The sequence below is a fragment of the Candidatus Neomarinimicrobiota bacterium genome, from assembly GCA_036476315.1.
Classification (GTDB): Bacteria; Fidelibacterota; Marinisomatia; order Marinisomatales; family S15-B10; genus JAZGBI01.
Map to the genome: position 1 here is coordinate 22,079 of JAZGBI010000098.1, position 18,853 is coordinate 40,931.

Consider the following 18,853-nt stretch of genomic DNA (forward strand, 5'->3'; position numbering starts at 1 on the left):
TTAACGAATTCTTATTCTTCCTTTTCTACTTTCTGACTCCCGGTCACTCCTGCAGAGCCTCCAGGAGTGGCCTTGAAAGTAATCTCGACCCGCCTGTTTCTCGCCTTTAGTGCAACCGTTTCATTCTGCCTCCTGATAATATCTGGGGTTATTAATCGATCCGTAGGGCGATCTCTGGGAACGTTCTCAGCCAATCCGACAGCCTCCAACCGTGTGGGATCAACGCCTAACTTAATCAGCTCCCGGACAACGCCGGCAGCACGGGCTGCTGAAAGTTCCCAGTTACTGGGATACTTATCCTGATATCCCTTCGGAAGCGGGTCACTGTCTGTGTGTCCTTCAACCGCCACAGGAAACTTATTGCCAGGCCTATTTATGGTAGGGACGAGCGTTTCCAATACCTGAACGATACCGGTCATCAATTCAGCGGAGCCGGAAGAAAAACTAATTTCCGATGGAATGGCAATTGTCACACCCTTGGGGCTGGTGGATACTTCAACACCCTCAAGCGTATCTTCATTCTCTTCCAACATTTCAGTGACCGCCTTCTTAACATCAGCCAGATTCATTGCTTGCCCTTCTTTGGTAACCTTGCCAACCTTTTTGCCCATGGAATCGGCCATTTCCTGCAGCTTAACCGGATCAATGGTCGAGATGGCCGCCAGCAAAACGAAGAATGCCAATAGGAGGGTCATCATGTCGGCAAAGGTGCTAAACCAACCGGGGAGCCCCTCTTCAACTTGAGCGCGACCCTTTTCTATAAGTCGCTTTTTCTCTGTCGCCGATACGGCCAATCAGGCTACTCTTCTCTTTTCCACTCTTTCGGTGGAATAAATGAATTCAGTTTTTCACGTACGATGAGGGGATGTTTTTTCTGATGTATGAGCCTAGCAGCCTCTACCAGCATTGCCTGCATCGTACTGGTTTGAGAGATACGGGAATTAAGCTTTGCTGCCATGGGCAGAAAGAAGAGATTTGCAAGCACGGCTCCATAAAACGTTGTGATAAGCGCCGCCGACATACCTACTCCAAGGGCTTCTGTACCGCCGCCCCCTTCACCACCAAATCCTGAAAGCATGATCACCAGTCCGATGAGTGTCCCGATCATCCCCCACGCCGGCGCCATGTTTCCCATGGTCTTGAACAGCTCTGCCTGGTGCTTCTCACGGATTTCTCTGTAATCAATACGCGTATTCAGAATCTCGATGATCTCGGGCTCTGAATACCCATCCACCACCATCTGAACACCGTCTTTGAAGAAGAAATTCCTGATTCCCCCAATAGCCTGTTCCAATTCTGCCGGTCCTTTTCTTGCGGACTCCGACACTCCTACCGCCGCATCGACAAGACCTCCCAACCTTACGACTCCGCCTTTGAAGACCGCCCCCATGGCGGCTCCCAGTTTCATGACCTCCGAGAGTGGAAATGCAACGGAGACTGAAGCTACCATTCCGCCGACTACAATTGCGAAGCTGGCTGCGGAAACGAAACCGCCCACACCTGCACCCACGGCCGAGGCAGCGATAAAGATTCCCCCACTTATGGAAACCAACCCAATCAGGATTCCTACGAGAGTTGCTATGTCCATGAGTTGTTTCTACTCCGTACTAAAGCTTGTGGTTTTTAGCCGATTCTCGTGCAACGCCTTCAATATATTTCGAACATCATCATACTCGGGATCCATCTTAAGCGCCAGATTCCAGTTGATGGTGGCTCTCTGAATATCCCCAAGTTTGTAATAGATGGATCCCCGCCGAGCATAGGCCAACGCCAGATTGGGATTCAATTCCAGAGAGGTTTCCACTTCCTGGAGTGCTTCACGGTAGTCTCCCGAATAGAAGTATCTCAGAGACCGAGACAGATGACGCATGGCCCGGTTCAGATTCTTCTGGCCAATGCCTCTTTCCAACCGCAATGTATTCACAGAATCGTCCAGAGTAACCGACTTCTGCCTCAACTGGGCCACCTCGGCACCGAGGTTTCGGGTCTGATATCTGGACACTCTCAGGGAATCTCGCAGAACCGCCACGGCATAGTCCGCGGCAAGAAGAGTCGTATCGAGCATGGCTGCCTCGGGAATGGGAGATGGTGCGCCCGGGAGCCCCGGGACCTCCCTCACGGCAGCGGCCCTGGGTACCGACATATCAAGACCGATGGTGAATCCCGGATGATCCGCTCCGTACGGCTCCTCGGAAAACGTGGGCAAATTTTCTATGTGGGTGAATCCTAGGCCCAGGCGATAATCCGAGGTAAGGGGGATGCGGAGTCCCACATTGATGCCCGACCCGTCGAATTCACCCACAATATCCAAACCACCCCACTGGGGTAAGAAAGGCGTGGTTAACAGAAATCCCGCAAAAACACCGACGTTGGAACCGCTCGACGTGGTGTCCGCTGCCGCGGTCGACTCCCGCGTCACCAACGCCTGCGAAAACCCTCCCGTTCCGAAACCGATGTACGTGCTGAGATGGTAGCCACCGAATGGCTTCTCACTCCCAATAACGCCGAAAAAGGAAAGGAGCTTTGTATCCAAATTCAATCCGTTTTCCGTCGCATTTTCAAAAACAACATCATGAAGTCCCAGGGAAAAAGAGATGTTATCACGTACGTACACCCGCTGCTGAAAATGGAAACCGAATTCCGCCGGCGCCACGTACTGGGACGTATCCAGAAGCACTAAAGATGTGGTGTCAGCCCCCTGACCAGAAGAAAATCCGAGAGTGAACCTGTCGGTGACATCCATCTGGAAGTAGACTCCTCGGGCCACGTTGAAAGGGGAAAAGTTGTGGATTTCAGCCCCGAAGCCCGTGCTGAATAGATAGGGTGAACGGGCGGTGCGCGTGGTGGGAATTTTCATCATTACTCCGGGGCGCGTATACGCCACCCGGGTTAACGAATCCAACGGTGAAATGGCCACCACCAAAAACATTACCACAAAAATTGTCTTTACTTTCCCAATCATGACTACCTCTCGGCGTTCCGCAGCTCCAGTTGAGCCAGTTTGAGATATTCACTGTCAGGATAATTGTCTATGATATTGGCGAACGCTTCAATCGCTTGAATCTCATCCCCCATCTGGCGGTAGACCAGCCCGGTCAAGATCATGGCATCGTCCTGCTTATCTGATCTGAATAGAGGCTCAATCGCCACCAATGTTCTCAGGGTCTCACCGTATTCACCCATCTGATAGTAGCAGTCCGCTATCCAGTAGAGAACGTTTCCGGCTGTAACATCATCAACGTCTCCAAGGTACAGCTCCGCAAAATGTCGCAGCGCCATGCTGAAATCCTCTCGTTGATAGGCAAAAACGGCATTCATATAGACCGTCCGGTTAAAGGGCCGCTTTTCATTTGTCAGTCGACGTGACGGGGCTTCGACCAAATTAATCTCCATTGGACTTACCTGGGTCAATTCCTCTTCCCGGGGTTCCTCCGCAGCAACGGGTACGGTGACCTCCTCATCATCGGCTGCTTTAGTAGCCGTGGCGTCAGCGGGAGCCACGTTCAACGGCATTACTTCAGACGTTGATACCCGGGCCTCCTCCGGGTGAGAGATCGGCTCCCTTGCCAACAGATCGGCTATCATGCCGCGCAAGTCCTCATTCTCTTGCCTCAGGCTCCCCACCTCCCTCTCAAAAGCGGCCTCAAGAGTCTCAATCTTTTGGCTAATTCGATTCAATGTTTGCTGCATTTCTCTCGTGGATGCAATAAAGACAGATCCGCTGGGTGCCTTATCGACAAAGAATTTTACTTTCTCCGGGGGCGCTTTCACGAGCCGGGTAACTTCTTCATCCCCTGTAGCCGATTCAATCACAATTCCCAGATCGAGAAAGAAAATGTCATTCCCCACGGGTCCCGCTGACTGGCCGGCCAGATAGCCTGAAAGTACCATCGCAAAAGCGAGATTTCGCAGCAGATAGATCATGGCGCGAACGATGCTCATTCGTACTCTTCCCAATCTATCGTATAAGAATAGCCGATATACGACCCAAATTCTGCGGGTATGACGAGTTCAAATGTCCCAGTTGCCCCCGGGAGAAGAGAGGAGTCCGTGGTGATACCAGAGTCGAAGGAATAGTAACTTCCCGAGACAAAAGAGGTCAGGGTTTGAGTTTCACCACTCCAGTTCTTCCTGAATACAAAATTCACTTTGACAAAATCTGACCGGCGGCCACCAATGTTCTTCACCTGGCCGGAAAAAGTGGTATTGTTGGACCGGTCCCTTTTTTCGGAAATATTTCCCATGAGAACAATATTGGCCGCTCGATCCCTGGCGGCAAGCCGTTCCGTGGGTTCTCCTGCCACATAGCGAGGTTGTGCCAGCTTCGGCATGGGAGGTGGACTGTAGGTCTCCCGAATCTGTTCGGGAATATATTCCGGCTCCTCCTCCGCAATAACGTTTTCCACAATCCGAACCACCTGGCTCCGGTCTATCACCAGATACCCTACCAACGTCTCGACTTTCAAGATTTCCTCATCTTGATACACGACTTTTCCAAAGACAGTGCTTCCGTTGTCTAGAATAATCTCTTTGCTGTAAATGGAGAGGGGATTCGTCCACATTTCACTTCTCGCCTGAAGATCCCGAACCTGGCCTCCCAGATGATCCATTTCCGCCGCCAGTTTCTTCAGTTCAAAACTGAGTTCGGTGGTGACATATTCTTCCTGTGGCAACCGCTCAGCTTCTTTCCCTGCGGCAGCCGCTCCCGTTTCACCGGGCTTTTTCGCCACGACCAATGACAGTTCAATTTCCTGGTCTTCATCGGCCACCGCGAAATCGAGGGAGGCGGAACCTGCATCCTCCTCGGTCGCCTTCACACTATACCTGCCGGGCGACACCTTCTTAAACTCAAACTTACCCTTACCACCGAACCGCTTCCCCGTTGAGGTTTGGTCCACCTCTCCCCCGTCTGCATCGAGAAGCACCACGTCAGCAGCAGGTACTTTTTCCCCCTCTTGGTCTTTCACGACACCGCTGACGGTGTACGTCTCATCCTGAGCGACCAGGAATGACCCCACAAGGGCTGTAGCAAAAACAATAAGGATAAAGTTCTTGGCAGGTTGTTTCATGCGAGTACCTCGGATTTACCTCGTATTCAACCCCAGATTTCGAAAAGCCGTTAGGCGTCATAGAGTGTAAACCCTCCGGTTCAAAATGTCAAGAGAAAAGGTCCGGAGGCTAAATGGGGCCCGAAAACGGCCCGTGGTCCGGATGGGCGGGATTTGTATCCTAGAACGTATAGTTGAGAGAGGCTCTGATAAGAGTGCTCCTTTTGGACTCGCCGTCAATCTTTTTGAATCGCAATCCCCCATCGAAGCGAGCCCGGAGATATTCGGTGATCCGGTAATTGACTCCTGCACGGATCCCCAGCCGGCTGAATTCCTCGTTCCCCGTACCCGAGGTACGATTGATCCCCGCCAAAAGCTTGAGTCGATTCCCCAGCACATCATACGTTCCACTCAGGGTTACATTGGTAATATTCTGACCGCCATAATCATAGGCAAAATCCTCGGGGATGCCAAATGTGCTTCTGTTCACCGAAACAATCGCAGTGGTTTTCAGAGGAAAGGGGTATTCCGTCATCACAGACAGATTGATCACATCTGATTTCAGATTCGGGGATACAAAGGTGGAATCGAAGAACAGCGTATCCCCAGTAAGATTCGTACCGAAGTATGGGGCGGAAGGGCGGTCATCAAACTGATCCGCCCGGTCAAGCAAAACGTAGTTGACTGACAGGTTGTGATTGAACCCCGAGAAGCTCACTCGGTGGGTGAGTCCAAAACTGGCATTGACACTTTTCGTGAAATTGCGAAGGTCCTCCAGGTCGATTCTTCGTGCCTCAGGATCGACGTTTACCGTATCCAGGGTCGTTTTACCGTTATCGCGGTCCTGAACCCGGTAGCTCAACGCGAAAGAAGGGAGATCCCCTCCCGGGTAAATTCCCGCGTTCATAGTTACCGTATTTGTTGTGGTCACGTCCGTCACCACACGGAGAATGTCATCATCCTGATGCTTATAGATAAGGTTGAGAAGAAGGCGATTCTGGAAAAACCCGACTCTGTCTGAAATCGTATATTGCCGATTGTTTTTCTGAATATAGGGATTGCCCAGTGAATTGAACTCGGGGCCCACCTGCACGAATTCGAAACTGAGGCGATTCTGAAGTAAATTGCCCGAGGCTCTAAAATTGTACGCCGCAGAAGGAAGCTTCAGAATCGCCTTCACGGGCTCTTGAAACAGGAGCAGCGTGTCCACTGGTATGAGTGGCCTGAGATTCAGATTCAGCACAAACAGGTCTTCATAATCCTTGGGATCGAATGGGATGTCAAAGGATCCTCCAATCTTTCCGTCCAGTGTCGAATCACCCAAAACACCCAGAGTGTCGAGTTCGCTTTTGCTGAACGCGCCACCCCATATATTCCCATTGAACATACTGAATGCAAATCCCGCCTCGATTCCGATCTGACGCCTAAAGAGAGAGAACTTTAAATCGGAACCCATCACAATATTGTCCTGAGGGGAATCACCGGCCCAGCTTTCCTCGTCCGCCAGATCAATAGAATAGTTGTTCTCCAGGAGCAGATTACTAAGGTCACGGTAGGTGTAGATATCCGGGCTAATTGCCAGGGAAAGCGCTTCAACCGTGTCGACTTCTATCTTGGCATTGTCCAGAATAGGCTCTACCGAAGTAATATCATCCTTTGCCTTCAACCAGTTGAAGCCCAGCTGAAAGATCTTTCCGCTGCCAAAACTCAACCGTGTGGAAAAAATATCTTTTTGGAAGGTGTATCCCTTCCTGTTGAGCTGGTATCTTATGGATTCTCCCTGAAGTTCCACGCCTTCAGACAGGTAGGTCTCTCCTTCACCAAGTCTCCCCTGGATTTTTCTTTCCAATTCGCCTTTCACCACATGAAGGTTAACGAAGCCCAGTTGCAGGTCTGCATCCACGCCTCTCACTCGCTTGCCGTCCAGAGTGAATCGGGAAAGCCGGGAATTGAAATCCCCGAACTTCAACCGCAGGTAATCGCCGGCTTCCAAGCTCAACCGATACCGGTTTCTCGGTTGCTTGAAAGAATCCTCTTCCGATGTGAGTTTTAGATCCGATTTGAATCGTAAAGGACCCCACTCTCCAGAGAAGTTCGCCGTCGTCTGACTGATTGCCAGTGGATCACCCTCATCGATTTCATCAAAAGAGTAACCCCCGTTTATCCTGCCACCATAGGTCAGGACCCGCTCCACAGCTTCCACTTTCTCCACGTGCTCCCGAACGGCCTCAAACGACCAGGCTTTTGGCTCCACAGGGCGACCCGTCAAAGCGGTCAGTTCTATCCGTACCTGATGCCTCCCCGGGAGGAGAAGTTTAGGCTCATACGTCACAAGATCGGGACCCACAAGAGAGCGGGCCGTTACATCACGACCGTCAACGAGGAGTCTGACCGAGGATACATCCACAGAGTCCACATTGAAAAGTGAAGCCGCAATGAGGACATCATCGAACGGGATTCTTGCTCCGGGCAAGGGACTGAAAATAATAACGGCATCAACTCCCACCGCAGGTGCTGCCTCAACCACCGTCGTCGGCTCCGGTTCCGGGCTAATCTGAACAGAAACTGGGGCATCCTGGGGATCGGTCTCTGGGAAGTTGAGTACGGACCCATCCACCAACGTTGCCGAAATGAAGTATTCCACCCCTTCGAGAGAAAGGCGTTCCAGAGGAATTTCGCCACGCCACCCCTCCGTCGTTCCTTCCATCTCCACTTCAATGAAGCCCTCTTCACCCGTTTCTCGATAGAAAAGGTCTACCCTCTCCACATCAACAGGAGAGGAGACATCCGCCTGTATGACCAGGACTTCAGTGGCCGTGTGGCGAATAACCGGCTGATGGGTGATGACCCCTGTGGCCTGAGCGTGAAGAGAGGTAAATGTCAAAATAACACAACTTGACGTGAGAAAAATCCTTTTCCACGGCGAACCGCTTGTCTGCTGATCCATCTTATTCCTTACTTGTCCCCTGCTATTGAAATTTGATGATGAGTTCTTTTCTTCGCCCGTGATTATCCTCCATATCGAAAATCAACTCCCGTTCAGCAACGATCACCATAACGGCGGTGGCCAGAAATGCCCCCGTTTCTTTCTCCACACTCCCGGTAACCGTTACCCGAAGACCGGTCGTAATCTCACCTCCCTCAATCTCGGTATCCGGTCCTAATTTCACAATACCGGACAAAGTTGAAGGATCGAGATCCCCTTCCTGGACGGTGATGTCGGTGATTTCGAACTGCTCGTTTACTACCGGAGAATTAACCGTCGCCAAGAGCACTACCTGTGGAAGGCGGATACGTTCAGCAACTATGTCTCCCGTCTCTTCGTCCAAGGTTCCCACTACCGTCACCTTGAGACCGACAGTCAGTTCGTCTACTTCTATCACGGTCGACCCTGTTACAATTACCCGGCCCGATAAGGCGGAAGCCTCAATTTCACCCACCTTCACCTCGATTTCAGACAGTTCAACCAGGCCCTCCTCGCTGACAGCGGTGATAAGTCCCGTGATTCTCAATTTAGGAATGACAACGATCATTTGTGTGGCTTCAAGAACTTCGGTCTCCCTGTTGAAAATCCCCACCACGGTGACCTCTGCCCCATAGATGATATCGTCACCTTCGATTACCGTCCCCTCGGTTATCTTCACCTCGGCGGGGAGAGTTTCTCGATCGCCCTCCACAACGGTCACGTCGGAAATGGGAAACCGGTTTCCCGTGAACGTTGATGACACAATCCCTCTTATCGTGACGCGCTCCGAAACTTCGATGAGAGTGGCCTCCACGTTCCCAGTTTGTTCATCCAGGATGCCGGTGAGAGTGATTACCGCCCCCGCTTTTACGTCAGTCCCCTCAAAGACCGTGCCTCCCGTGACCTCTACAGTGTCAGACAGATCCTGGGCACTCACCCCTCCACCCAATACGGATATACCGGAAAGTGTAAATCGGCCTGCCGATATACCCGAGGAGGCTTCTCCCCTGACCTTTACCGTGGCGAGAACCTCGATTTTACCGTCTGCGTTCGATTCTACAACGGTCCCCGGTACTACGGAATGAACGCTTCCGGATATGAGATTGGTCAGCTCGATGGCTCCCTCAAGACTGATGATGATATCTCCAGAATCGGGATCAGTCAAAACCCACAACTCGGTCCCCTTGATCGAGGCAACCGACGTGGGGGTGGTGATGGTGAATTGCTGGGTCTGCTCTTTCACCGTTGCCTTCAAGGTGCCATAACTCAACTCCACACGCTTGGAAATTACCCCCTCGGTGCGACTTCCTGCTATCCGCGTCTCCGTGTTCTGTCTAATCTTCAGTTGAGACTTATCATCCAAAAACAGAGCGATGGCCAGCCCATCATCGCCGGTGACCACAAAATCACCATCAAAAAGCGAGGAGCCGCGCCGGAGGGTCTGAAAGTCTGGCACTTGTTCTCCCTTATGACTGACCTGTCCGGACGTCTTCATGGTCAACGCTATCCTGTCAACGGCCAGTAGTCCACTGGTGACAGTGACCAGGAACAATAACTTCCGCATCATCACCGGACCTCAGTGGAAATCAAGCTCGCGGTTCCCTGTCTGAACTCCTCTACCAGGGCGTTCAAGGTGGACATATCGCTTTCTGTGCCATCAAGAGTGAAGGTGCCGGAGGCCTGGTATCCCGTTAAGGGACCGCCCGGTGTGAAGTAGGCCTGCAGAATCTCTTCCGGCAGGATCTCCTGCAATGCCTGCATGATTGGATTTACGGTCATATCTTTAATCATGAAAGCGTAAATGGGACTGTTGATCCTCTCAATACCTTCGGTTGTGGAAATCCGTTTCTGGATCTGCCATACATAAATGCTGCCGGCCATGAGGTCCACCACCCCTGCCGTGGGATACATGAAACTCAACTGGTTTCCGGACGCTTCTGACACAAGTTGCCACCCCATCGCCTGATCAAGAGGAAGAGCCGTCACATCCTCAATGGCGTCTTCCACAGTAGCATGTTCTTCGAATACGAATTCCGCGACTCTCAGGAAAAACCCACATTCCGGGCAATTCCTGATGTGGGGGGCAGAAAACATCTCTGACTCCCACTGGAAAACGGGGTAGGTCGTATAAATCTCGTTCTCTGCCAGTTCCTCAAAACCACCCCCGGGAGAGGTCAATTGAAGCGTTCTCGATGGGGTTACATTGAGGATCTGTTCCACCGTGGCAAGCAATCCACCATCCTCCGAAAACACGGAGAGACGAAAGGCATAAACACCCTCGGGAAGTCTTCCTGTCTGTACAATCACGCTGAATAAGTCATCCAGATCTTCCATCTCCAGACTCTTCTCAACATCGATGTCTACTTCAACCTCGTTGCCCTCCACATCATATAGAACCAGGTTTTCGGTTGAAAGATCTCTGTTGTCCAGGTCGATGTGCGCCGTCATTTCAGGAATATCCGCCGCCACCTCGATCAGCGTGGTGGGGTCGGGTATTCCCAGGGCAGCGGATTGAATCGTGATTTCGAATTCCACCGTGACAGAAATGGGATAACTGTCACTCGCGAGACGGTATCTGAAAAGCTGGACGTCTGAACTACCGGTATTAATATCAACGGAACTGACATAGTAAGTGATAAAGCGGTAAAACGTTCCGTCTAATGTAACCGACTGTCCAAAAAGAAGTGACTTGACCAGCAGAATGCAAAAAGTTAGAGCAATTCCTTTTTTCGTCATGACCTATTCCTAAATTGATGAAGGAAAACCTGTCCCAGCTATGAACCTGCCAAGTTTAGCTCCCGCTTTATGAACATCAAAATAGATTTCGCTTACATTTTGAGCCTGTGATCTGAATCACAAGTGGGAACCAAGTATAATCAGCTTCACACTGTATGGGGCAAGACCAGCTGTTATGACACCAGGAGATACAGGAAGGAGGCAATCCCAGCACCTATCAAGGCGTAGGGAATTTGCGTGCGGACATGATCCATGTGATCAGAGGCCGATGCCATGGAAGAGATGATAGTGGTATCAGAAATGGGGCTGCAGTGGTCGCCAAAGATGCCCCCTCCCAACACCGCCGCCAGAAACATGGGAATACTTCCTCCCAGTGCAGTTGCCATGGGAACAGCAATGGGCACCATCACGGCGAATGTCCCCCACGAGGTTCCCGTCGCAAAAGCGACAAAACAGGCGATCAAAAAGAGTCCTGCCACAGCCACTTTCGTATGAACCACACCTTCCATGAGACCCGCCACGTATTCACCCATCCCGAGCTGACGAACGGTATCCCCCAGGGCAAAAGCAAGAATCAGCAGGCTCACCACAGGAATCATACCGCCCATCCCCTTGAATATAAACTTCAAGAAATCGCCGGAACTCATCCTTCCTCGTCCCAGGTTGAACAGAGCAAGCACCGCGAGGCTCATGATAACTGCCCAGAAGACGGCCGTCGCCCCCGAACTTGCCTGAACGATGTCCCAAAGATCAGCTCCCGGTCCGGCACTCCGCCTCCCTGTAAGATAGATCCCGATCACGATTGTCACCACCATGGTGATAACAGGCATGATGAGGTTTCGAGCCCTCGGCGTCAATCCGGGTTGCCGCTTCACATCTATGACATCATCTGCCAGCATGGGCTGGGCGCCATCAGCGTACGGTTTTCCTTCCTCTCGGGCCCGCCGTTCCGCCTCACGCATAGGACCGAATTCCCATGGTCGAACAATGGAGATAAGTACGATCAGAATTGCAGCCATGGGATAGAAGTTCACCACTACACTCCGAAGAAGCACTGCTACCGGTCCATCCACTCCCTGCACGGCAAGCAGTCCAATGATGTAAGCTCCCCAACCATTGAAGGGCACCAATATGCAGATGGGAGCGGAGGTGGAGTCGCAAATGTAAGCGAGCTTTTCCCTGCTCACACCATGGCGGTCCGTGAGCGGCCGCCCCACGGTACCCGCCACCAGGGCCGTAATAGAGCTTTCAACCGTGATCAGCACACCCGCAAGAAACGGAACCAATTGGGCCTGCCGCCGGCTCTTCACCCAGTTTCGCCGGTCCAACCAGCCTACGAATCCTTCTACCCCTCCTGTGGCGCTCATGAGCGTCAACGTGGCGCCCACCAACAAGCTGTAAAAAATGATGCGCGTATTGTCCGCATCACTAAAGACCGAAACCAGCGACTCCGCCGTGGACCAGAGACCTGTGAAGGGATTCCACCCCTCCAATACCCACCACCCCAACCAGACACCAAACAGGAGGGCAGGATAGATCTGCTTTTTCCACAGTGCGAGCCCCAGCGCGCCAACAGGGGGAAGTAACGACCAGATGCCGTATGTTTCCACGGGAAATGGTTAGTGGCGAGTGGTGAGTGGTGAGTGGAGATGGATCATAGGAAGACTTAGGATTAGAAACTAGGTGCAGTGAGAGCAGCCACCGGCTGACGAATGTCGCCTGCCGCATCGACACGAAGATTTCGGTGCTGACACACCCATCGTGGCCGGAGCTCCCATGAGCCGCTCTGGATTTCGCGCAGAACAGTCAGGACACACCACTTCCCTGTCGTCATCCCAGTTCGTGAGAAGCTCCTCAAACGTTCGACCACACTTATTACAATAGTAATCGTACATGGGCATGGGGTTGATCCCTCCGACTAATCCATTTTCTGATCTTCTGCGGGAGCGTTCATGGACGCATTCCACGCTTTCATGCCACCTAGTAGGTTAGTCACACGAAAACTGTGGCGCGAAAGAAGTGTGGCTGCCGTCCGGCTACGATTCCCGCTACGGCAGTACGCGATAATCTCCTTGTCCTTGTAATCATTTAGCTCGCCCACTCGCTCCTCCAATTCTCGTACAGGAATAAGAATGGCTCCCTCCAGGTGGCCAAGGGGACCCGTGAACTCCCTAGGTGACCGTACATCCAATAGCACGAGATCTTCGCCTCTCTCCAGCCTCTCCTTCAGCCGGGCCGGCGTGATGTTTTCGTAGACGGGTTCCTTCCCAATCGTAGCGCGTGTCTGGCAGGCAACAAAAGCTCCGATGCCCATCAGGATAATCGCGATAATACCTGCTCTCATAAACACCTCGTGAAAGATTTAACAAATAATTTACCACACTCTATCAAAGAAATACACCTCTTCAATGATAAAGTGTCACAACCATCCAGGCGAACGCCAGAGCGATGATGGCTTCAAGGAGAAGTTCATAACGGACAAGGAGAAACGGTTCTCCAAGAAGATTGAAGGGGGCAAATACCTCGAAGAAAAAGAATGTGAGCCATACAATCGCTCCGAAGATCAGAACTTTCCTGCCCATTTTTTCCGTCAATTGCGGACTCACAAAGGCATAGAGACTCACCAGACCCAGGGACCACAGATAAAGTAGAAGCATCACTGCGAGTTTCTTAACCGTCTACTGTGCGAGATCATCACGAAACGGGGTGATCGCCAGCAGCGGTTCAAGCCGCCTCCACATATTCAGACGTTTCTCGCTCTGACCGAATTCTCCTGAAAAAACAATGCGTTGGGAAACAGGATTTCCAAATAATACAAGAAACGCTAACGAGGCCCGCCACCCAGGCAGCCACCGAAGCCACGATCCCCTTTCGCCAATTAAACCCTTCCATAACTTACCCCTTCAACACCTTAATACTTCTCCGAAGGAGTCCCCCCGGGAAACACTCTAACCCGCTTTTCTCACCATAGATCGTAGTCCCGACGCGTTGGGAGAGGAGACGTTTATGAATACAAGGCCTACAGAGAAAAATTGACGGAGGTGTACTAGACAGTACGTCGAGTACATCCCGATAGCTATCGGGTCGCCGTTGTCGTAAGCATTACACTCCGTTGCAGTAGATTTGGTGGTGAGAAATGCGGGCTAACACCTACAACCCATATCTTTCCCCACTTCCCGTAACGGGAATCACAACCTTTTGCCCTGGTCGAATCCATCCACTCCCGGTAAGTTGTTGGAATCCCAGCCACGCCACTCCCACCTCCGGGGAGGGATTTGTTCCCGACGCCTGTGCCACTTCGTCCAGAGCAGATTGAATGAGCGCTTCTTTCACGATGACCGCTGTCCCCCGGCTTTCCCGCAGTACCTTCAACATCCATGATCCTCCAATGGGATCAGGTGAATTTAGGCCGAGGGCAGCGGTGTGGCCTTTCTTCCATGGCTGGCATCGATCCCGCCCTTCAACAAACGCCTTCACAACCGGGGCACACTCCGAGGACTGAACCACCACCATGCGTGGGAGTTCATCCTCAACCCAATGGAGGCGTCTCATTTCGTTAAATGCCTTCCACATGCCGATGAGGCCTGTACCTCCACCAGTGGGATATATCACCACATCCGGGAAATGCCAACCCAACTGCTCCGCGATCTCATACCCTAGCGTCTTCTTTCCTTCCACCCGGAACGGCTCTCTCAGAGTTGACAGATCAAACCAGGCTGCTTCTTTTTCCTCCTGCATCCTCAATGCGGACTCTGCGAGCGTGTTCCCAGCGAGTCTCACATCTGCACCGTAATTTTCCGTCTCCTTCACGAAGGCATGGGGAATTCTTCCCGGCAGGTAGACGTGGCAGACAACACCGGCCTCTCTACCGTAGGCTGCCGCCGCAACGCCCGCATTCCCTGCTGAAGGGAGACATATTTCTTTTACTCCATATTCCTTTGCTTTCGAAATGGCCACGGCCATACCGCGATCTTTGAAGGAGCCGCTAGGATTCTTGGTTTCGTCCTTGAAACAGAGAGAAATGCCCCTGTAGTCACCCGCTTCAATAAATGGGGTCCACCCCTCGCCAAGGGTGATCCTCTGCTCCTCGCTTGTGGGAGACAGTACGCACTCATAGCGCCAGAGGGAAGACAGATTGATATCGATAGCTTCGCGTGTTGGGAGTTTTCCTGGCCAGATGATCTCCACCTGAAGGGGGTGCCCGCATGAGCAGAGAGTAGGAGGATCACCGCCCGAATAATCGTTCCCGCAGAACGTACAGACAAGCGCGGTGTCGCGGGCGGGACTATTGATTAAGGATGGCCTCCATCATCTCGGGGTCGTCAGGTAGGAGCTCTGACTTCACCAGTCTCGGGGTCAGTTGGCGCCACCGGTCATCTTTTCCAAACACGGATTTGAATATCGGAAGGGCCTCGTCAAGACGGCCGCTGCTGGCTAACGTCACGCCGCTCCAGAAAGGTAGTTCTATGTTCTCCGGGTAGAACCGGGCGGCCGCATCGTACTCTTTCAGGGCGCTCTCGATATCACCCTTCTCCAACAGCTGGTCGCCCTTGTTCGCATGGTCATAAGCCCGGTGTATCCGGATCAGTCGCTTTAATTGCTTCAGAGGCTCCGGGTGATCCTCCACCCTGAGATCCATCACAACGTCTTTCCAGGGAATCCCTGTGGGCGTGCCGTTGACAATCAACATAGCGGCCGATTGACGTCCCCGGATGTCACCCCCTTCACTTTCTGCCGCCTCCAGGGCAGCCATCATCCGGTCAGCCAAATCACCTTCTGCCGATTCAAAGGCTTCTGCCATGGCGGGCCATACGGCGGACTTCTCCATCAGATTTGCCTGAACGGAATAGTTGTCTCCACCCTGGTGGCCCGCTGCTTCGATGCACCTGTCTCCCGTATGCACCGCCACGTTACCCCGAATATCAACCATTGCCACTTGTCGCACCGCCTCTCCTTCATCTTCGGAAAGGAGTCTTGCCAGGGCTTCCCCAGCCGTCATTCCCTCCTTCATCAGGCTCAGACCATCAGGTCCGTAGTCTACCTTTACGAAGGACTGGGTGGCCACTGCTCCTACTCCGGCTTCGGCCCACGGAACCACGGATCCTACAGAAAACCAGTGACTCTGCACCGCAACTCCCAGTTCCTTCGTCTCCGGATCGAGAGCCACAATGGAATAGGTACTCACGGGGCGGGAAGGCATTTCCTGGGAAATGGCAACGGTGGTGGTCACGGCAACAAGGCATGTGAATGAAAGAATCTGTCGACTCATGGTATCCTCCCTTCGTTGGTGTAAAAGTTACCCATTATTGCCCGGCCCCCACAAATGCCTTATATTGCGTCTCGCTCTTCCAACGAGGGGGGCAGAATGAGAATATTGTTGATGTCCATGCCAAATGCTATTATGGCATTCATTAAGGGTGCCAGAATCCCTAACCTTGCCCTTTCATCTCTGGCAGGAAATCTCGAAACAGGACATAAAGTCGCCATCGCCGATCTTGTTCTTTGCAGGGGGAATCTCAAGAAATATCTGGCTCGGCTTCTCAAAGATTTCTGCCCGGATGTGCTGGGTCTGACCTGTTTTAGCTTCCAGTACGATACCGCAATTCGGATCGCAAAAATGGCGAAAGAACTTGACCCCACCGTCCGGATTGCGCTGGGAGGATATCACCCAACGCTCTGCTACGAAAACATTCCGGAGGAGGAATCTCAGTACATTGACTTAATTGTTCGACATGAGGGGGAGAAAACATTCCGGAACCTAATTCGTGCCCTGGAAGGTAAACAAGATTTAGCGGATATTCCGGGCCTATCTTACAAGGCGAATGGCGAATTCATCCATAATCCTGCCGCCGGGAATCTGAACCTGGAGGAGATAGCACTTCCCGACAGAACGTCCCGAATACTGTTCGGTTACCATGCGTGGGGCCGGCCTTGTGATGTGATTGAGACCTCCCGGGGATGTACCTTCGACTGCAGCTTCTGCACCATCATCAAAATGTACGGCAGAACCTTCAGGCGTTACCCCATAGAGCGAATCATCCAGGACATCGGCGATGCTCAAGCACGTGGAGCCAAAGCCATTTTCATGGTTGACGACAACATCACTCTCAACATGGGACACCTGGAAGAGGTGTGCGATGCCATCATTGCCTCCAAATTGAACCACATCCACTACATTATTCAGGCCAGCGTACGAGGCATATCCAGCAGCAAAAAAGTTGTGGACAAGATGGGAAAGGCGGGGTTTAAGACTGTTTTTCTCGGCATAGAAAATGCAAGTGATGGAAATCTTGAGTTCTTCAGGAAAGATAATCAGGTGAATCTTGACCGGACGGAAAGGGCCGTTGCCTATCTAAGGGAGAACCGGATTATCGTTCTGGGAGCCACCATTGTGGGGAATCCGGAAGATACCGAAGAATCCATATGGCAGAATTTTCATTTTCTCAAGAAACTCAAGGTGGATGGGCCCCTATTTTTCAATCCTACACCACTGCCTATGACGGAACTGAGGGAGGAAACATTGAAGATGGGACTGGTGGTCAATCGCCATGATTTTTCCTGGTATATGGGAACGAAAGCAAATTCCCGCAGCTACCATCTCTCTCCCGAAGAAATCAACAGAATTGTCCTTGAGATGTATAAACGGTACCACAATTTCTTCCTTCTCGCAAAGAACAACGTTCGCAAACACTACCCACGCTATTTCTACAAGCGTCTATTGAAAGAGGGGGCAGCGAGTGCCTGGAATGGTCTTACACTAGGGCTCGGTTTTTATGATCGTGATCCCCTAAGGATCGCTCTAAAACGCGACACTAGACGAAGAGAGCAGTGGCTTCTTGGTAACCTCAACGGAAACTGCTCTTGCTTTAACTGCTCCTTCGCCCGGGGGGAAGCGGCGGTAGCAGTGTGATCCCCTGCCAGAGACACCTGTTTGATATCCCTGATGATATTGCCTACCTCAATTGTGCCTATATGTCCCCTCAGTTGCGCAGCGTCACTAACGCGGGTAGGGAAAGTACGGCCCTGAAAGCTTTTCCATGGCGTATCACGCCAGGGGATTTTTTTAATGCGTCCGATCGCGCTCGAGAATTATGTGCCCAGGTTATGGGCGCCGAAGCCCCTGATATCGCCATCATCCCTGCAGTAAGCTACGGCATGGCCGTTGCCGCTGCCAACGTTGACGTCCCCCGGGATAGCTCTATCGTGGTCCTGTCGGAACAGTTCCCATCCAATGTCTATCCCTGGAAAGAGCTGGCCCGGGAAAAGGGGGCGAACATAATCACCGTTCCGCGCCCGGAGAACTGGAACTGGACCACGGCTCTCCTTTCTGCCATCGACGAAACGATGTCCGTCGTTGCCGTGCCCCACTGTCACTGGACGGACGGGACCCTCATCGATCTTGAGAAGGTTGGTGATCGTTGCAGGGAGGTTGATGCGGCATTGGTCCTGGATGTCACCCAGTCCCTGGGTGTCCTCCCGTTACCCTTGAATTCGGTTCAGCCTGATTTCATGGTGACAGCCGCGTACAAGTGGTTATTGGGACCCTACAGCACCGGGTTCCTGTACGTCGCTCCCCCTCATCAGAATGGCCGTCCTCTTGAGAACAACTGGATCAGCCGAATAAACAGTGAGGACTTCGCAAACCTGGTTAACTATTCGAGCGAGTATCAGCCGGGAGCGAGACGTTTCGACGTGGGGGAACGAAGCAACTTTACCCTCATGCCCCTCGCGGTAGCCGCGTTAGAGCAAATCCTTCAATGGCAAGTTCCCCGCATTGCCGAGACCCTGTCACGAATGACAGATATGATCAGTAAGAGAGCCCGTGAGCTTGACCTCGCCGTATCGCCTCGGCACCTGAGGGCCGGGCACTTATTGGGGTTGCGATTCCAGCAAGGAGTGCCTGAAGAACTTCCGGCCCGCCTTTCAAGAGAGAAAGTTTACGTCAGTGTCCGGGGTGACTGCATACGCGTTTCCCCCTACCTGTATAACAACGAGGGTGATATCGATCGACTGTTTGACGTGCTTGAGGCGGTTCTCTAGATTAGAGAGAGTTGCTGAGTCTGGGCCAGTGAGACACGAAACACCATTTCTTCGTGACTATGAG

At 52.2% G+C, this 18,853-nt stretch carries 15 protein-coding genes; 2 read left to right on the forward strand and 13 right to left on the reverse strand.

Annotation, left to right across the window (positions count from 1 at the left end):
- Positions 1-11: 11 nt before the first annotated feature.
- From V3U24_09760 to V3U24_09820, 13 genes are all read right to left on the reverse strand, one after another.
- Complete coding sequence (locus V3U24_09760; GenBank protein ID MEE9167725.1) at positions 12-794, reverse strand: flagellar motor protein MotB; 783 nt, start codon at positions 792-794, stop codon at positions 12-14.
- A 5-nt stretch (positions 795-799) separates the two neighbouring features.
- Positions 800-1,588, reverse strand: coding sequence for a MotA/TolQ/ExbB proton channel family protein (locus V3U24_09765; protein ID MEE9167726.1), 789 nt, complete (start codon positions 1,586-1,588; stop codon positions 800-802).
- Between the two features lie 9 nt (positions 1,589-1,597).
- Complete coding sequence (locus V3U24_09770; protein ID MEE9167727.1) at positions 1,598-2,962, reverse strand: tetratricopeptide repeat protein; 1,365 nt, start codon at positions 2,960-2,962, stop codon at positions 1,598-1,600.
- 2 nt (positions 2,963-2,964) lie between these two features.
- Entirely contained in the window at positions 2,965-3,942 is a 978-nt protein-coding gene (locus V3U24_09775) for a tetratricopeptide repeat protein (protein MEE9167728.1), read from the reverse strand.
- The gene (locus tag V3U24_09780; protein ID MEE9167729.1) at positions 3,939-5,069 is read right to left on the reverse strand and encodes a carboxypeptidase regulatory-like domain-containing protein; all 1,131 of its coding nucleotides are present in this window, start codon (positions 5,067-5,069) and stop codon (positions 3,939-3,941) included. The genes V3U24_09775 and V3U24_09780 overlap by 4 nt, the downstream gene beginning before the upstream one ends.
- A 160-nt stretch (positions 5,070-5,229) precedes the next feature.
- The gene (locus V3U24_09785) at positions 5,230-7,995 is read right to left on the reverse strand and encodes a hypothetical protein (GenBank protein ID MEE9167730.1); all 2,766 of its coding nucleotides are present in this window, start codon (positions 7,993-7,995) and stop codon (positions 5,230-5,232) included.
- Positions 7,996-8,017: 22 nt separating this feature from the next.
- Positions 8,018-9,580, reverse strand: a complete 1,563-nt coding sequence (locus V3U24_09790; protein MEE9167731.1) for a FecR domain-containing protein — start codon at positions 9,578-9,580, stop codon at positions 8,018-8,020.
- Complete coding sequence (locus V3U24_09795; GenBank protein ID MEE9167732.1) at positions 9,580-10,749, reverse strand: hypothetical protein; 1,170 nt, start codon at positions 10,747-10,749, stop codon at positions 9,580-9,582. Before V3U24_09795 ends, V3U24_09790 begins: the two co-directional genes overlap by 1 nt.
- A 173-nt stretch (positions 10,750-10,922) precedes the next feature.
- Positions 10,923-12,359 (reverse strand): Na+/H+ antiporter NhaC family protein, encoded by a 1,437-nt coding sequence (locus tag V3U24_09800; protein ID MEE9167733.1) that lies wholly within the window; start codon positions 12,357-12,359, stop codon positions 10,923-10,925.
- 308 nt (positions 12,360-12,667) lie between these two features.
- Positions 12,668-13,093 carry a rhodanese-like domain-containing protein gene (locus V3U24_09805; GenBank protein MEE9167734.1) on the reverse strand — a complete coding sequence of 142 codons (426 nt, stop codon included), beginning with the start codon at positions 13,091-13,093 and terminating at the stop codon, positions 12,668-12,670.
- A 61-nt stretch (positions 13,094-13,154) separates the two neighbouring features.
- Positions 13,155-13,409, reverse strand: a complete 255-nt coding sequence (locus tag V3U24_09810) for a hypothetical protein (protein ID MEE9167735.1) — start codon at positions 13,407-13,409, stop codon at positions 13,155-13,157.
- Between the two features lie 490 nt (positions 13,410-13,899).
- Positions 13,900-15,042 carry a threonine synthase gene (locus V3U24_09815; protein MEE9167736.1) on the reverse strand — a complete coding sequence of 381 codons (1,143 nt, stop codon included), beginning with the start codon at positions 15,040-15,042 and terminating at the stop codon, positions 13,900-13,902.
- Positions 15,035-16,018, reverse strand: coding sequence for a DUF1028 domain-containing protein (locus tag V3U24_09820; GenBank protein MEE9167737.1), 984 nt, complete (start codon positions 16,016-16,018; stop codon positions 15,035-15,037). Before V3U24_09820 ends, V3U24_09815 begins: the two co-directional genes overlap by 8 nt.
- A gap of 96 nt (positions 16,019-16,114) precedes the next feature.
- Here V3U24_09820 and V3U24_09825 point away from each other — a divergent pair, with 96 nt between their 5' ends.
- Together V3U24_09825 and V3U24_09830 are read left to right on the forward strand one after the other, a co-directional pair.
- Positions 16,115-17,659: a radical SAM protein gene (locus V3U24_09825; GenBank protein ID MEE9167738.1), complete on the forward strand. Its 1,545-nt coding sequence runs from the start codon at positions 16,115-16,117 to the stop codon at positions 17,657-17,659.
- Positions 17,656-18,789, forward strand: coding sequence for an aminotransferase class V-fold PLP-dependent enzyme (locus V3U24_09830; GenBank protein ID MEE9167739.1), 1,134 nt, complete (start codon positions 17,656-17,658; stop codon positions 18,787-18,789). Before V3U24_09825 ends, V3U24_09830 begins: the two co-directional genes overlap by 4 nt.
- Positions 18,790-18,853: the final 64 nt, after the last annotated feature.

Bases quoted from the DNA above. Each gene is read 5' to 3' on its own strand.
- V3U24_09785 (MEE9167730.1), bottom strand. From the start codon at position 7,995: ATGGATCAGCAGACAAGCGGTTCGCCGTGGAAAAGGATTTTTCTCACG.
- V3U24_09805 (MEE9167734.1), bottom strand. From the start codon at position 13,093: ATGAGAGCAGGTATTATCGCGATTATCCTGATGGGCATCGGAGCTTTT.
- V3U24_09820 (MEE9167737.1), bottom strand. From the start codon at position 16,018: ATGAGTCGACAGATTCTTTCATTCACATGCCTTGTTGCCGTGACCACC.
- V3U24_09790 (MEE9167731.1), bottom strand. From the start codon at position 9,580: ATGATGCGGAAGTTATTGTTCCTGGTCACTGTCACCAGTGGACTACTG.
- V3U24_09795 (MEE9167732.1), bottom strand. From the start codon at position 10,749: ATGACGAAAAAAGGAATTGCTCTAACTTTTTGCATTCTGCTGGTCAAG.
- V3U24_09775 (MEE9167728.1), bottom strand. From the start codon at position 3,942: ATGAGCATCGTTCGCGCCATGATCTATCTGCTGCGAAATCTCGCTTTT.
- V3U24_09770 (MEE9167727.1), bottom strand. From the start codon at position 2,962: ATGATTGGGAAAGTAAAGACAATTTTTGTGGTAATGTTTTTGGTGGTG.
- V3U24_09825 (MEE9167738.1), top strand. From the start codon at position 16,115: ATGAGAATATTGTTGATGTCCATGCCAAATGCTATTATGGCATTCATT.
- V3U24_09780 (MEE9167729.1), bottom strand. From the start codon at position 5,069: ATGAAACAACCTGCCAAGAACTTTATCCTTATTGTTTTTGCTACAGCC.
- V3U24_09765 (MEE9167726.1), bottom strand. From the start codon at position 1,588: ATGGACATAGCAACTCTCGTAGGAATCCTGATTGGGTTGGTTTCCATA.